19 protein-coding genes are annotated in these 14,066 nt (G+C 64.0%); 7 read left to right on the plus strand and 12 right to left on the minus strand.

Going from position 1 to position 14,066, the window contains the following annotated elements; translation table 11 throughout:
- Positions 1–44 precede the first annotated feature (44 nt).
- The 7 genes from AWB81_RS18555 to AWB81_RS18585 are packed head-to-tail and all read left to right on the plus strand — an operon-like array spanning position 45 to position 6,938.
- Positions 45–1,001, plus strand: a complete 957-nt coding sequence (locus tag AWB81_RS18555; RefSeq protein WP_062637994.1) for an ABC transporter permease — start codon at positions 45–47, stop codon at positions 999–1,001.
- Complete coding sequence (locus AWB81_RS18560) at positions 998–1,951, plus strand: ABC transporter permease (protein ID WP_062637996.1); 954 nt, start codon at positions 998–1,000, stop codon at positions 1,949–1,951. Before AWB81_RS18555 ends, AWB81_RS18560 begins: the two co-directional genes overlap by 4 nt.
- A complete protein-coding gene (locus AWB81_RS18565; protein ID WP_062638072.1) occupies positions 1,951–3,780 on the plus strand; it encodes an ABC transporter ATP-binding protein in 1,830 nt (609 codons plus the stop codon). The genes AWB81_RS18560 and AWB81_RS18565 overlap by 1 nt, the downstream gene beginning before the upstream one ends.
- Positions 3,777–4,091 (plus strand): (2Fe-2S)-binding protein, encoded by a 315-nt coding sequence (locus AWB81_RS18570; protein WP_062637998.1) that lies wholly within the window; start codon positions 3,777–3,779, stop codon positions 4,089–4,091. The genes AWB81_RS18565 and AWB81_RS18570 overlap by 4 nt, the downstream gene beginning before the upstream one ends.
- Positions 4,076–5,458 carry an FAD/NAD(P)-dependent oxidoreductase gene (locus AWB81_RS18575; protein ID WP_062638000.1) on the plus strand — a complete coding sequence of 461 codons (1,383 nt, stop codon included), beginning with the start codon at positions 4,076–4,078 and terminating at the stop codon, positions 5,456–5,458. The genes AWB81_RS18570 and AWB81_RS18575 overlap by 16 nt, the downstream gene beginning before the upstream one ends.
- Positions 5,455–6,606 (plus strand): NAD(P)/FAD-dependent oxidoreductase, encoded by a 1,152-nt coding sequence (locus AWB81_RS18580; RefSeq protein ID WP_062638002.1) that lies wholly within the window; start codon positions 5,455–5,457, stop codon positions 6,604–6,606. Before AWB81_RS18575 ends, AWB81_RS18580 begins: the two co-directional genes overlap by 4 nt.
- Positions 6,603–6,938: a helix-turn-helix domain-containing protein gene (locus tag AWB81_RS18585; RefSeq protein WP_062638004.1), complete on the plus strand. Its 336-nt coding sequence runs from the start codon at positions 6,603–6,605 to the stop codon at positions 6,936–6,938. Before AWB81_RS18580 ends, AWB81_RS18585 begins: the two co-directional genes overlap by 4 nt.
- Before the next feature lie 1,142 nt (positions 6,939–8,080).
- On the opposite strand, the gene AWB81_RS18595 is transcribed toward AWB81_RS18585, so the two are convergent.
- The 12 genes from AWB81_RS18595 to AWB81_RS46435 all read right to left on the minus strand — a co-directional run bounded on the left by AWB81_RS18595 (position 8,081) and on the right by AWB81_RS46435 (position 14,060).
- Positions 8,081–8,611, minus strand: a complete 531-nt coding sequence (locus AWB81_RS18595) for a hypothetical protein (protein WP_062638008.1) — start codon at positions 8,609–8,611, stop codon at positions 8,081–8,083.
- 94 nt (positions 8,612–8,705) lie between these two features.
- On the minus strand, positions 8,706–9,170 hold the full coding sequence (locus AWB81_RS18600) for a hypothetical protein (protein WP_062638010.1): 465 nt from the start codon (positions 9,168–9,170) through the stop codon (positions 8,706–8,708).
- A 54-nt stretch (positions 9,171–9,224) separates the two neighbouring features.
- The gene (locus tag AWB81_RS18605; protein WP_062638012.1) at positions 9,225–9,545 is read right to left on the minus strand and encodes a hypothetical protein; all 321 of its coding nucleotides are present in this window, start codon (positions 9,543–9,545) and stop codon (positions 9,225–9,227) included.
- Positions 9,546–9,858: 313 nt separating this feature from the next.
- Positions 9,859–10,089, minus strand: coding sequence for a hypothetical protein (locus tag AWB81_RS18610; RefSeq protein ID WP_062638013.1), 231 nt, complete (start codon positions 10,087–10,089; stop codon positions 9,859–9,861).
- A 147-nt stretch (positions 10,090–10,236) separates the two neighbouring features.
- On the minus strand, positions 10,237–10,668 hold the full coding sequence (locus tag AWB81_RS18615) for a phage terminase small subunit P27 family (RefSeq protein WP_062638015.1): 432 nt from the start codon (positions 10,666–10,668) through the stop codon (positions 10,237–10,239).
- 227 nt (positions 10,669–10,895) lie between these two features.
- Positions 10,896–11,189, minus strand: a complete 294-nt coding sequence (locus AWB81_RS48770) for an HNH endonuclease (RefSeq protein ID WP_062638017.1) — start codon at positions 11,187–11,189, stop codon at positions 10,896–10,898.
- 39 nt (positions 11,190–11,228) lie between these two features.
- Positions 11,229–11,453, minus strand: a complete 225-nt coding sequence (locus AWB81_RS18625; RefSeq protein WP_062638019.1) for a hypothetical protein — start codon at positions 11,451–11,453, stop codon at positions 11,229–11,231.
- Between the two features lie 39 nt (positions 11,454–11,492).
- On the minus strand, positions 11,493–11,816 hold the full coding sequence (locus tag AWB81_RS18630) for a hypothetical protein (protein WP_062638021.1): 324 nt from the start codon (positions 11,814–11,816) through the stop codon (positions 11,493–11,495).
- Positions 11,813–12,142: a hypothetical protein gene (locus tag AWB81_RS18635; RefSeq protein ID WP_062638023.1), complete on the minus strand. Its 330-nt coding sequence runs from the start codon at positions 12,140–12,142 to the stop codon at positions 11,813–11,815. The genes AWB81_RS18630 and AWB81_RS18635 overlap by 4 nt, the downstream gene beginning before the upstream one ends.
- Positions 12,143–12,156: 14 nt before the next feature.
- Complete coding sequence (locus tag AWB81_RS18640) at positions 12,157–13,209, minus strand: hypothetical protein (RefSeq protein WP_062638025.1); 1,053 nt, start codon at positions 13,207–13,209, stop codon at positions 12,157–12,159.
- Positions 13,210–13,326: 117 nt separating this feature from the next.
- Entirely contained in the window at positions 13,327–13,626 is a 300-nt protein-coding gene (locus AWB81_RS18645; RefSeq protein WP_062638027.1) for a hypothetical protein, read from the minus strand.
- Positions 13,623–14,060, minus strand: coding sequence for a hypothetical protein (locus AWB81_RS46435; protein WP_062638029.1), 438 nt, complete (start codon positions 14,058–14,060; stop codon positions 13,623–13,625). Before AWB81_RS46435 ends, AWB81_RS18645 begins: the two co-directional genes overlap by 4 nt.
- Between the last annotated feature and the right edge of the window lie 6 nt (positions 14,061–14,066).

Below are 14,066 nucleotides of genomic sequence, written 5' to 3' on the forward strand. Positions count from 1 at the left end.
CCGCGTCGATGCGGCGTGCGCCCCCAACCCAGGAGGCGATACCGATGAAAGCACACGCGCAACGACTCATCGCCGCGCGCCTCGGACTCGCGCTGCTCACGCTGCTGCTGGTGTCGGCGGTGGTGTTCGCGATCACCGGCCTGCTTCCCGGCGACGCCGCGCAGCAGGCGCTCGGCCAGGCGGCCACGCCGGAAGCCGTGGCTGCGCTGCGGCATCAGTTCGGGCTCGACCAGCCCGCGCTCTCGCGCTACTTCCAGTGGCTCTTTCATATCGTGAGCGGCAACTTCGGCACCTCGCTGTCGAACAACCTGCCGGTCAGCGAACTGATTGCCACGCGCCTGCCGAATTCGCTCGTGCTCGCCGGACTGACCGCGCTCGTCTCCGTGCCGATCGCGCTCGTGATCGGCATCTCGTCGGCGATGTTCCGCGGCTCGCTCCTCGACCGCGCGCTCAACGTGCTCACGCTCTCGACGGTTGCCGTGCCCGAGTTCCTGATCGCGACCGTCGCGGTGCTGATCTTCGCGGTGAAGCTGCGCTGGCTGCCGGCGCTGTCGTATCTGTCGGAGGTGTCGTCGTTCGGGGCGCTCCTGCGCATCTACGCGATGCCCGTGATGACGCTGTGCTGCGTGATCGTCGCGCAGATGGCGCGCATGACGCGCGCCGCCGTGCTCGACCAGCTGAACGCGTCGTATGTGGAGATGGCGCTGCTCAAGGGCGCCTCGCCGATGCGCATCGTGCTGCGCCACGTGCTGCCGAACACCATCGGTCCGATTGCCAACGCGGTTGCGCTCTCGCTGTCGTATCTGTTCGGCGGCGTGGTGATCGTCGAGTCGATCTTCAACTATCCGGGGCTCGCGAGCCTGATGGTCGATGCCGTCACCAACCGCGACATGCCGCTCGTGCAGGGCTGCGTGATGGTGTTCTGCGTCGCGTACCTGACGCTCGTGCTGATTGCCGACCTGTGCCAAATCGTATCCAACCCGAGGCTGCGTCAACGATGATCCGACCCGCCACCACTCCCCACGCCACCACCGTTCTATACGCGGTCTCGGAAAACGAAGCCGACGTGGCCGCGCCCGCGCTGCAGGAACCGCTGCCCGAAGTGATCGCCGTGCGGCCCGGCGTGCTGCGCCGCCTGACGCACCGCTTCTCCGTGCTCGGCCTGATCGGCCTCGTGATCGTCGTGTTCTGGCTCGTCGTCGCGTTCATCGGGCCGCTCGTCGCGCCGTACAAGGGCGGCGTGCTGACCTCGACGGAAATCTTCGGCACCTACAGCGCCGCCTATCCGCTCGGCACCGATTACCTGGGCCGCGACATGCTGAGCCGCATTCTCTACGGCACGCGCTATACGGTCGGGCTGGCGCTCGCGGCGGCCGTCCTCGCGAGTTGCATCGGCATCTTCTTCGGGCTGGTTGCGGCCGTGTCGGGCCGCTGGGTCGACGAGATCCTGAGCCGCCTCTTCGACGCGCTGATCTCGATTCCGAGCAAGGTGCTCGCGCTCGTCGTGATCGCCGCGTTCGGCTCGTCGATTCCGATGCTCACGATGGTGGCCGCGCTCGCCTACATTCCCGGCGCGTTCCGTATCTCGCGCTCGCTCGCGGTCAACCTGATGACGCTCGAATACGTGCAGGTGGCGCGGGCGCGCGGCGAAGGGCTGTTCTACATCGCGGGCGTCGAAGTGCTGCCGAACATGATCCACCCGATGCTCGCGGACTTTGGCCTGCGCTTCGTGTTCATCGTGCTGCTGTTGAGCGGCCTCAGCTTCCTGGGGCTCGGCGTGCAGCCGCCGAACGCCGACTGGGGCTCGCTCGTGCGCGAGAACATCGGCGGCCTCGCGGAAGGCGCGCCCGCCGTGCTGATGCCGGCCGTGGCGATTGCAACGCTGACCATCGGCGTGAATCTCTTGATCGACAATCTGCGCCGCAAGAGCGGGCGCGGGGGAGCCGCATGATGAACATGATCGAAGTGAAGGGCCTGCGCGTGACTGGCGGCGTGGCGCCGGACGCGGTCGTCGAGATCGTGAAGGGCGTCGATTTCACGGTGAAGAAAGGCGAAGTGCTCGCGCTGATCGGCGAATCGGGTTCGGGCAAGACGACCATCGCGCTGTCGCTGCTCGGCCATGCACGCTCGGGTTGCTCGATTTCGGGCGGCTCGGTGCGCGTCGGCGAACTCGACGTGCTCTCGCTCGACGAGCGCGGCCGGCGCGCGCTGCGTGCGCGCACCGTCGCGTATGTGGCGCAGAGCGCCTCTGCCGGCTTCAACCCGGCGCGCACGATCATGGATCAGGTGACCGAGCCCGCGCTCCTGCACAAACTGACGACGCCCGCCGCCGCGCGCGAGAAGGCCATCGGCCTGTTTCGCTCGCTCGCGCTGCCGGCGCCGGAGACGATCGGCGCGCGCTATCCGCATCAGGTGTCGGGCGGGCAATTGCAGCGCCTGATGGCGGCGATGGCCCTGATCACCGATCCGGCCGTCGTCGTGTTCGACGAACCGACGACCGCGCTCGATGTCACCACGCAGATCGAAGTGCTCGCGGCGTTCAAGAAGGTGATCCGCGAACTCGGCACGACAGCGGTGTATGTGTCGCACGATCTCGCGGTGGTCGCGCAGATGGCGGACCGCATCGTCGTGCTGAACGGCGGCACGGTGCGCGAGAATGGCACGACGGCGCAAGTGCTCGATGCCCCCGCCGATGCCTACACGCGTCAGCTGCTGGCGGCCACGCGCCGTCCCGAGCCCGAAGCCGTGGCGGTGTCGAAGGACACGGTGCCGCCGCTCCTCGAAATCCGCGGGCTGAGTGCGGGCTACGGGCGCATCGACAGCAAGGGCGTGCCCGCCGTGCGCGTGCTTGACGACGTCAGCCTGAAGATCGCGCGCGGCAGCACGCTCGGCGTGATCGGCGAATCGGGCTCGGGCAAGACGACACTTGCGCGCGTGGTCGCGGGTCTCGTCGATCGCGCGCGCGGCGACGTGCTGCTCGATGGCAAGCCGCTGCCCGCGCAGTTGTCGAAACGCACGCTCGATCAGTACCGGCGCATCCAGATCGTGTTCCAGAACGCCGATACCGCGCTGAACCCGAGCCGCACGATCGCCGACATCCTCGCGCGGCCGATGAACTTCTATCACGGCCTGCGGGGCAACGCCGCGCAAAAGCGCATGCTCGAACTGCTCGATCTGGTCAAGCTGCCCGCATCGATTGCGAAGCGTCAGCCGGGCGGCCTGTCGGGCGGACAGAAGCAGCGCGTGAATCTCGCACGCGCGCTCGCCGCCGATCCGGCGCTCATCCTTTGCGACGAGGTGACGTCGGCGCTCGATACGGTCGTCGGCGCGGCGATCCTCGAACTGCTCGCCGAATTGCGCCGCGAGCTGGGCGTGTCGTACATGTTCATCAGCCACGACATCTCGACGGTGCGCGCGATCTGCGACGAAGTCATCGTGCTCTATGCCGGCCAGCGTGTGGAAGCGGGCCAGCGCGACGTGCTCGCCGCGCCGCCGTATCACCCGTACACGGGGCTGCTCGTCGATTCGGTGCCCGCGCTGCAGCCGGGCTGGCTCGACGCGCGCCGCGAGATCGCGGGCGCCGTGCTCCCGCCGATGGGCGCAAGCAGCGGTCTCGGCGAACTGTGCAGTTTCCGCGCGCGCTGTCCGGTGCGCATCGACGGCAAGTGCAACGTCACGCCGCCATCGATGAAGAAGCTGCCTTCGGGCGCAGAGATCCTGTGCCATCACTCCGGCGCGGAACTGAACCGCATGCAGACAGCCGATCCGGTGGCCGCATGAGCGGACGCTTCGTGCGGGTAGCGGAACAGGGCCGCAAGACCTTTGCGATCCAGATCGATGGCGTGATGGCGCAGGCCGCCGAGGGCGACACGCTGATGGTCGCGCTCCTCACCGCGCAGGACGCCTTGCGTGATTCCGAATTCGGCGATGGCCGCCGGGCCGGCTTTTGCCTGATGGGCGCGTGCCAGGACTGCTGGGTGTGGACGGCCGACGGCAGCCGCATGCGTGCCTGCACGACGCCGGCCGCGCCCGGCATGTCGATCGTGACGCGGCTTTCTGCTGCCGGGGAGGGTGTATGGCCGCGCGGGTAGTCGTGATCGGGGCGGGGCCCGCGGGCGTGCGCGCGGCCCAGGCGCTCGTGGAGGCGGGGCTGACGCCGGTCGTCATCGACGAAGGGCGGCGTGACGGCGGGCAGATCTATCGACGGCAGCCGGACGGCTTCTCGCGTTCGTACGAAACGCTCTACGGCACGGAAGCCGGGCGCGCTGCGGCGTTGCATCGCGACTTCGACGCGCTCAAAGGCCGCATCGACTATCGGGCGGATACGCTCGTCTGGAACATTGGCGCGAAGCACTTGCATCTCGTCAGCGGCACGCAGTACAGCGAACTCGCCTTCGATGCGCTGATCGTCTGCAGCGGCGCGACCGACCGCCTGATGCCCGTGCCCGGCTGGCACCTCGCCGGCACCTATAGCCTCGGCGGCGCGCAGGTCGCGCTGAAGTCGCAGGGCTGCGCGATCGGGAAGCGTGTCGTGATGATGGGCAGCGGTCCGTTGCTGTACCTCGTCGCCGCACAGTACGTGAAGGCGGGCGCGACGGTCGCGGCGGTCCTCGATACTTCTACCGCGATGCAACGTCTGCGCGCGTTGCCGCAGTTGCTCGCAATTCCTGCCGCCTTGAAGAAGGGCATCGCGCTGATCGGCGTATTGAAGCGCTCGCGCGTGCCGGTCCACCGCGGTGTGACGCCGGTGCGCATCGACGGGACGACGGAACATGGTGTCGCGGGCGTGCAGGTTGCGCTCGCCAACGGCTCGAAGCTCGACATTGCGTGCGACGCCGTCGCGCTCGGTTATCACCTGCGTCCCGAAACGCAGCTCGCGGATCTCGCTGGCTGCGAGTTCACTTTCGACGACGCCGCGCAGCAGTGGCTGCCGCAGATCGACGAAGACGGCCGGAGCAGCGTGAAGGGCGTGTATCTCGCAGGCGACGGCGCACGCGTGCGCGGCGCCGATGCGGCCGAACGCTCCGGCCGTCTGGCGGCGCTGTCCGCGCTTGCCGACCTCGGCATCCGGGCCGCAAGCCCCGCAACCTTGCGCGCCGACCTCGCGCGCTTCACGCGCTTCGCCGCCGGCTTGCGCGCAGCGTTTCCGTGGCCTGCGCGCTTCGCGGCGAGCCTGCCGGACGACACCATGGTGTGCCGCTGCGAAGCGATCACGGCCGGAGAACTGAGGCGCGTCGTGCGCGAGACGGGCGCTGCCGAAGCAAATCGCGCGAAGGCGTTCTCGCGCGTCGGCATGGGACGCTGCCAAGGGCGTTTCTGCGCCCACGCCGGCGCCGAAGTGATCGCGGCGGAGGCGCGTGTGCCATTGTCGTCGGTCGGTCGCTTGCGCGGACAGGCGCCCGTCAAGCCGATGCCGGTGGCCATCGAGGAGCAGGCAACGGAGGAGAGCACGCAATGAGCGAGCAGGCCGATGTGATCGTGATCGGCGGCGGCATCATGGGAGCGTCGACGGCGTTCTTCCTGAGGCGCCGCAAGCGTTCCGTGATCCTGCTCGAGCGCGGCCTGACGGGTCAGCAGGCGAGCGGCGTCAACTTCGGCGGCATTCGCCGGCAGGGACGCGCGCTGCCGCAACTCGCGATGGCAAATCGCGCGCTCGATACGTGGCGGCGCTCGAAGGAACTGTTGAAAGAAAACGTCGAGTTCCTCGCGTCGAGCCATACGCGCGTCTGCTATCACGCCCACGACGCCGAATACTTCGATCGCTACGCCGCCGACGCCCGCGCCTATGGCCTCGACCTCGAAGTGCTGCATGGCGCCGCGATGTTCGAGCGTTTTCCGTTTCTCGGACGCGAGGTGCTGGCCGCATCGATCTCGCCGCTCGACGGCCACGCGAACCCGCGCCTTGCCGCGCCAGCGTTCGCGCGCGCGGCCGCGCGGCTCGGTGCGCGCATCGTCGAGAATACGGAGATCGTGCGCGTGGAGAAGGAGGGTGGCGGCTTTCGCGTCGAGAGTTCGGCGGGCGACGTCTATCGCGCGGCGCAGCTCGTGATCTGCGCGGGCGCGTGGGCGAGCGCGCTTACGCGGCAGTTCGGCGAGCCGGTGCCACTCGTCGCGCGCGGGCCGCAGATGGCGGTTACCGAGCCGGTGCCGTACGTGTTCAGGTCGTCGATGGGCGTGTACACGTCGGTGAAGGCGGAGAGCATCTATTTCCGGCAGATTCCGCGCGGCAACATCATCCTGGGCGGCGGGCCGCCCGGTCCCGCCGATGCCGCCACGCGCCGCGCGTCGGTGCTGCCGCACAACACGGTGGGCCAGCTTGCGCAGTTGCGCCGCCTCGTGCCCGCGATGGCGCCGCTCAACGTGATCCGCGTGTGGAGCGGTGTTGAGAGCTATCTGCCGGACTCGGAGCCAGTGATCGGTCCCAGTTCGAAGGTCGACGGCCTGTTCTATGCGTTCGGCTTCAGCGGTTCGGGCTTTCAGATCGGGCCGGGCGTGGGCGAGACGCTGGCCGAACTCGTCGATACCGGTGCGACGCCGATCCCGCTCGATTCGTTTTCCATCCGGCGTTTTGCCGTCGCGCCGTCTACTCCGGTGCTTTCGACATGATTCCCACCAAGACAGCGGCACCGCTCGACGATGTCCTCGCGTTCATCGAAGCGCATTTCGACGAGCCGGTGCGGCTTGCGCAGCTTGCAGAGCTTTCGGCGCTTTCGGTATCGCGGTTTGCGACCGTGTTCCGGCAGCAGATTGGGTTGTCGCCGTATCGGTATCTGTGCGGCGTGCGGATCCGGCGCGCGCAGACGCTCTTGCTCGCAGGCGTGCCGGGGTCGGTGGTCGCGGCCGAGGTCGGGTTCTTCGACCAGAGTCATTTCGCAAGGCACTTCAAGCGGTTTTGCGGGATGACGCCGAGTTCGTTCTTGCAGAGCGCGGGGCGGTAGGGCTGGGGCGAGCCGCGGTCGCACCGTTTGATTTTGACGTGCTTCTATGGAACTTGTATTTTTATTGGTCTATTAGCTCTGCCCCTGTGCGGGGCGGCAGTCACTTTCTTTGCTGCTGCAAAGCGAGGAATCGACCGTAAAACCTTATCAGGCGGGGTTTTCACGGAAAAATACCCTCTTTCACCCCCATTTCTACCCCCCTGATGAACTTGTTGGGAATATGCGAAAAACCCGCTGCCCGAAAATTCCGAAAATGTACGCGAGAGTGCGCGCGCAGTCATTTTGAGCATCCTCGCGGCAGGACTGTGTCCCGGACGCTAGCGCCACGCGAATAAAGCAGCTTCCCTTGCCCATTCCTCGCATCCGTATTCATGTCGATAGCGGTTTCTTCGCCATTGTGAACCCACGTCATCATAACGCCGTTCATATTCCCGCCGACCGGCCAAGGATAGTGGTAGACCTTTATCACGGGCTGTCCGTACTGCCGTAGAAATCGTGCGAGAGTAGCGGTGTAATCTGCATCGAAGTCAATTATCCGCAAGTAAGACGTTACGCCCCGCGACGGGCATACGACAAAGGTTCCGTCTACGGACGGTCCGATTCGATTCAAGAAACGATAGGTATGGTCCGATTCATCGCCTGACATGATTAGGCCACGTCTCTCCGCGATTGCACGCAACTCGCTCAAGGACATCCCTGAACGAATTCCATCAACATCAAATGAATAACTAGGCCCCGAAAGAAAGGAAAGCGAAACCGCGCATACTGCGAACGCTGCTCTCATCTTGTCACCTTGGAGAATTCGATTCGCGTACGTTGCGTCCGCCACGCGCGCGTCGCGAAATTATTCCATTCCAACTTTCCGCAAGAATCTTTCAGCAGGTGCCTGGTTGAGCCAATCCGCGCCGGGTCGGGGTAGCGGGCGAAGCGGGAATGGCCCGACAAGGGTCCACTCGGCGAACTAGAAACCGCTCGTGAAGGTGGGTGCAGATGGTAGGGCCACCGCACCCTTCCAGCGGCTTCTGCGCGAGGTTTTGTGCACGACTGTTCGTGGCATGGCTCGCAGCCGACCCAGAGCGGAAGTTGTTCAGTTGAAATAGCAGACATTCAACATCCCCTAGAAGGAAAGGTTGAGCATCGATCTATTGAATGTGGTTGTCAGCAAAGAATCTCTCCCAAACACCAATGACCTCCGAAACAAGATCTTCTGCTGCGATTTTGGAGCCATCTTTCATTTGGATCTTCAGCCGCCAAGGTGGTTGTGATGTAGGTGCAATTCCTTGTTCGCCCGCCTGTTCCGATACCTCCGCTATATGGAGCCGGCTGGTTTGCGCGGTAGGTGAAATATTGACGTTGGCAACTATGGGAGGATGCTCCCGATACGGACCGCGCTCCAAGGTAAGGATCAAGTGCTTACTGGCGTTGCAGAGATCGCGACATGCCCCGAGCGAATCCGAACCATTGAGTAGGGCGGTAACTGTTCCCTTCAACTCAGGGCGAAATGCCTTGACCCAGTCCAGAAGATGGTAGGCACTGATTGCAAAATTGAACAGCGAGTCGCGAACCGCCGATTGATCGCAAATGCTCAGCGCTTGAGTTAAGGCCTCGCCGTCGCGCCTCGCCTTGTCGAGCAGCTCTACGGGACTGCCGTAGATAGCACTAAGAAGTTTCATGTCGACCCCAATGTAGGTTCACGTGGCAGGCATGTTGTTGCCGGAATTGACCGGCGCTGGAATAGGCTCATTATTTTGAATCACATTTCTCTGCTTAGAACGGCAGCCAATCAAGCTGCGAACATCGCCTCACCCTCTGCATCGTGTCCGTGGTGCATGCGTTCATGCATTGCATAGGATTGGGCTTGTTCTGACATGTCGCCATGCATTGGGTTGCTTCCGTCAAAGCTCGCTGCGAATCGTCCTTCCCTTGAGCCATAGCGGCAAGCAATGCTGTTGAATCAAGATAGGGCATGCGAGGCACGAGATAGCGCTGTAATCGGGCAAGGTTTTGCTGCGCGTCAGCGGCGAGCTTTTTTATCGCCTGATCAACCTGGGAATTAGAAGGCGGTTCTGTCATTGCGTTCTGGTAGATATCGACCTGGTTTCTCACGATCGGCACGCAATACGCCGCCCGAAGATCGACATCGTTCGGCGGCTGCAGTTGTTGCTGCGCGAAGCCATGAATGGGTATCTGGGCGAAGAGGAGAACCGCGAGCTTTTTCTTTAGAGATTTCATTCTTACTCTTCAAAAAAAGGCGAGTGTCCCTGTTAGAGCACACCCGCCTTTGCGTCATTCCGTGCTGTCGCTTTTGACGATCCGGCGCAGCGTGTCGCCTTCGACATACCGCCAGTTGATTGCGCCGTCTGGCATCGACTCATCAGGCGCGTCATACACGCCAGCGAAGCCCAAGCCATTTTCGTCGATGAACAGCAGCAGAAGCCTGCCATCCACTCGTGAACGCATCAAGCGAGCATGATCAAAATCACACGCGTCAGGCTGAGTCTGAAGAAAGTGCCACACGGTTACATCGCATATTTTCACCGCTTCTTCTTGGCTCAGGCCACAGCCCGTTTCCAACACAAGTTGATACCCCTTCGAGGGATTCACCATCGCTTCTCTCCATTGAGGGTTGAAGTAATGGCGAACGGCGGGCGCTATGTTCCGGGCTATAAGCGTGCCGTGCGCCCGCACCCCAAATCGAATGATCCAAGTGTACGTAACGCCCATACCACTCCGCGATCCGGTGCATCGAGAGCGCGCTTGCCATCAGCGCGAGAGCGACGCATTGAAGCCTTCCGGCCAGAACACCGGGTAAATGATGGGCCGTTTTGCGTGTTCAGAGGAACCGGGTATACCCGCGGAAAACGCTTCACGCCCTTGCCGCGCTTGCGCACATCCTTCTCAAGCCAGAACGGCGAATCGGTCATCGGCGTGGCACGTAGGCGCGCACGAAGTTCTCATCGGTGGTCGGTCCCGCGACGGCGGGCACCGGCTCGGGCATCGCGGGCGGCTCAGTCACCTTCAGTTCGCGCAAGCGGTCGGTGACAAGCTCGCCGCAGGCTTCTTCAAGCGGCATGTTCTCGCTCTTCGCGTAGCTTTCGAGCAAGCGCCGGGTGCCCGGTGTGAGCCATGCGATTGTGGGATGCGAAGCCATCGACCATCTCCCGTGAAGAGGATGAAGGGTGCGCGGTAACTCGCGGTGCCGCGCCACCGCCGCACGCTGCGTGTTGACCGTCACGAAGTGTGCGGTGCCGACTGATGGAACGCGCTTAACCGAACATCATCCGGCCCGAAGCTGGTTTCAAGCCCACGGCTTCTTCGAGGTCGGCGCGGCGTTGGCCTTCGTCGCGGCGGTGTCGCAGCGCATCCGCGAAGACGGCGTGAGGCGAAGCTTCATCCCCACTGCGCACAGCACCGCCGCGCTCGTGCTCATCACGAACACCGCCGGATGCGTCACCCGGCGCCCGCGCGGGCCGTCGATCACCGCACCATCGCGGGCAATTTCCGCCGCCGCGCTTTCCAAGTTAGCGCTCGCGCACACGAAGGCCCGCAACAGCGGCATATCACGCGCAGTGAAGAAGTCGGCGGGCAGCGAGCCAACCACTTCGCGCCACGTGCGCCGGGCGGCCGGTGACAGCCCGGGCGGTGCCGCAAGCGGTGCCCGTGCCACCAGTTGCAGTGGTGGGGCTTCGAGTTCGGACGCCGATTGGCGTCCACGATGGCGAGCGGGCATAGTCGAACTCCTTGGCTTCGGTACCACTGGCTTCGAGCCAGATTGCGGCCCGGTTCGAGCCGAGGTAGTGGCACCTTCAATCGTGCCGATTATGCGCCAATTTGAGGGGCCAATTCATGCAAATAGTGCGGCCCACTTTTAGGGCTTTTGAGAAGCGGAGGGGCTCACGGGGTTCCCAAAAGCCGTCTTGCTTCTTAGGGTATACCCGCCCCTGTCTCTTCCCCCGATTATTTGAACCGCGGGTGCGTATCGTCCATCGGCAAGCCGCTCGCGTCGCACCAAAGTCTTCGCTTGCCTTGCTCTTCGAGTGTCTTCTTCGCGTGGCACGTAGTGCATAAGCTTTGCAAGTTGTCTTCGTAATCGGTGCCACCGTGAGCGAGCGGCACGCGGTGATCAACTTCGGTGGCTTCCGTGAGTAAGCCTTGCGCTTCGCAATGCGCGCACAACGGGAAGCGCCGAAGTTGACGCTCGCGGATAGCGGACCATGCACGGCCGCGTGTGCGGTTGGTGTACTTGCTCATCTAGTCCACCCCTGCAATGAAGAAGCGATTCGAGTCCTCTCAACCGTAGGCGAAGCGCATCAGTTGCGCTGCCGTCCAGCCGTGGAAGCGCATGCGCTCGTCGTCCGCAAGCAAAGCATCGAGGCTTCGGAAATAGGCGATGCAGTGCGCCGCGTTGTCTCTGTCGAAGGCAGTGCCATAGCGTGCGGCAACAGTGGCTTCGGCCGCGCTCTTCGTTGCTTCGTAGAGTTCGCGGGCTTGGAGTTTTGTCGTGAAGTAGTCCATGCCCGCGCATAACGGCATCACGTCCGGAAACTTGAGCGGTCATCGATACAGACCGGGGCGCGTGGTGAAGATGCTCGTGCCGGTGCTCGCGGCGTACTCCTTCTTCGCCTTGGCACTGTCGGTGATGCGTCCGACCACCAGACCACCGGGCAGCATGAAGAGCGCGGCATCGACACCGGGCGCGAACTCACGCAGCACCACGGCATTGCGATCCAGTGCGAGCCCGCACTTGAGTGCATCGCGTAGTTGGTGGGTGAGGTCGGTGCGCGCGGCCTTGATGATGTCGAGTGAGTCGAGTGTGGCCGGTTGCAGAATCACGATGCGTTCGCCCGCAACAGGTGGTGCTTTGGATAGCTTGCTCATCGTGCGTCTCCTTGTTGGCGCAATAGGCGGATGGTGTGCGTGGCATCGTCTTCGTCATCCTGATCATCGGGCGGTGGTGGTCGCGGATGGTCATCGAGCGCGGCATCAACGAAGACGGCAAAGCTTGGGAACACGGGCGCGCAGTGATGCCGGGTGAGCACGGTGCGCACGGCAGCATCAAACACGGTGCTGGCGTGCACGGCACTGAGCGATGAGCTGCCATGCTTGCGCCATGCGCTCACGTGTTGCTCGGCAAGCGCCATCGCCTCTTCGAGCATGGTGGTGCGCTCGGCATCGTCGGCGGGTAACAGCAAGTCGGTGTGCATGATATGTCTCCGGGTCACTTGCCACGCGCGACGGCAGCCGCCGGGAATACACCACCGAGCACCACCGCCGCGCCGGGTCGTGCGGTCCAGTTGACATACGCAATCGAGCGCGCGCCGATCAGGTTTTCTTGCCACAGGTTCAGCCATTCGGAACCGCCGCCTTCGATTTGCATTTCCACCGCCGCTTCGGTGCTCGGATCAATGTCGATCACGGGGCCAGCCACCGCGACGCTCGAAGGATCGAGCAGGATCAGGGTGTTAGCGGGCACGCCTTGATTCGCGATGGCAGGTAAGCCCGCTAAGCGGCTCACGCCACCCGTCATGAGGTCCGCCGCGCCGATGCCAGCGCCCATCATGCCGAAGGCGAAGGCCAAGCCGGGATTCATCAGCCACACCGCCGAAGCCAGATCGCCATCGAAGGCTTCGATCATCTCAGCCATATCGCCGCTCAGGTCCGCCGCCGAGCTTCCCGAACTTGCGATCACGGTGGCATCGGCGGTGACGCTCGCGGGCTTCTCGCCGGGCACACCCGCGTTCGCCGGGTCCGCGAAGGCTTTGGCTATCTCGGCGTTATTCCCCGCCGACAGTCCGCGCGCAATCGCAAGATCAGCGACCGGGCCGAACGTGCGCATCTGCTCGATGGGCGCGAAATAGAGCGATCCCACCTTGAGCACATCGAGCGAATGCAGCGACAGGCCGCCACCAGACACCGGCAGCGGCGTGCCTTCGCCCACCCATGCGCCGGTAGCGCCCGAGTCTTGCAGCAGGAAGCGGGAATTGAAGCCAACCTGAAGAAGCCCGCCACTCGCCGCGTTGATTTGCCCGAGCAAGTTGCTGCGCGGAGACACGCCGAGCAAGCCGGTGCTCGCGAGACGCGCGGTGCTGTCGTCAACGATTGAGCCGGTGCCGTCGATGTCACGCTGCACCAGCCGATATGGGATTGAGTTCGCGCCGTGGTTCGCTTCGATAAAGGCGCGGGCGCTGAGAAAATCGCCTTTGCTCAGCGCGACGGCGCGCGCCATCCGCGCATACGCCAAGGGCACTTCATCCGCGATCAGGTTTGCCATGTTGGTGCTCCATTGAGGGGTTAAGGTGAGCGCTCAGCATCGCGCGGGCATCGAGCGCGCACCAGAGGTTGAAACGGTCTCAAACCGGGTGAAACGGCTTCGAGCGGCCCGGCGCTTTCAATCGCGGCGCGTCACGTTCTCATCGATCATGGCGTCATAGCCAGTCTCAACGAAGAGCGCGCACGAAGCGAGGTCGTAGAGATACGAGCGCCCAAGACGGCGCACCCTGAGCAGCGGAGATAACCGGCCTTCGGCACGTTGCACCGCGAGCGCTTCGGTGCCGCGATAGCCCACAGCGCGAGTCGCGGCTTCTTCGGATATTTCGCCGCCCGGTGTCACGTCGATGCCTTCCTTGCGGCACCACGCACGCAAGGTGCTCAGGCGGCGCGTCACGCGCTCATCGAGGTCGGCGGTCATGGTGTCGTCACCTTCGACACCTTTGCGCCGTCCGTCGATGACTTCACGTGGATCACCTTGCGGCCGGTCGCGGTGCGTTGCTGATCGGCTTGCCGGGTGGCGGTGGCGGCTCGCAAGGCTTCCAGCGCGGCATCATGCGCGAGGTTTGCCCGGTAGGCTTGGACAAGCGCATCGTCGGCATGAAGCGGCTCCTTCGGCCAGTAACGCCCGCACAGGTCATCGTGAAACACCACCGGCCACACGCCGCGCACGTTGCCGTGCCCTTCCCCACAAGCCGGATCAAGCCAGGGCGGATCGTGGCGGCAGAAGAATTCCCCGTCCAGATTCACGGCGGTGGCATAGCGACAAGTTGCGCAGTTCGCGAGGTCTTCCAAGCGCGGCCCGAGCGGCAGCGGCTCACCGAGCACGAATACTTCGGATTCCGGTTTATTCATGGCGTA

Origin of the sequence: Caballeronia arationis, assembly GCF_001544975.2 — a bacterium.
GTDB lineage: Bacteria > Pseudomonadota > Gammaproteobacteria > Burkholderiales > Burkholderiaceae > Caballeronia > Caballeronia arationis.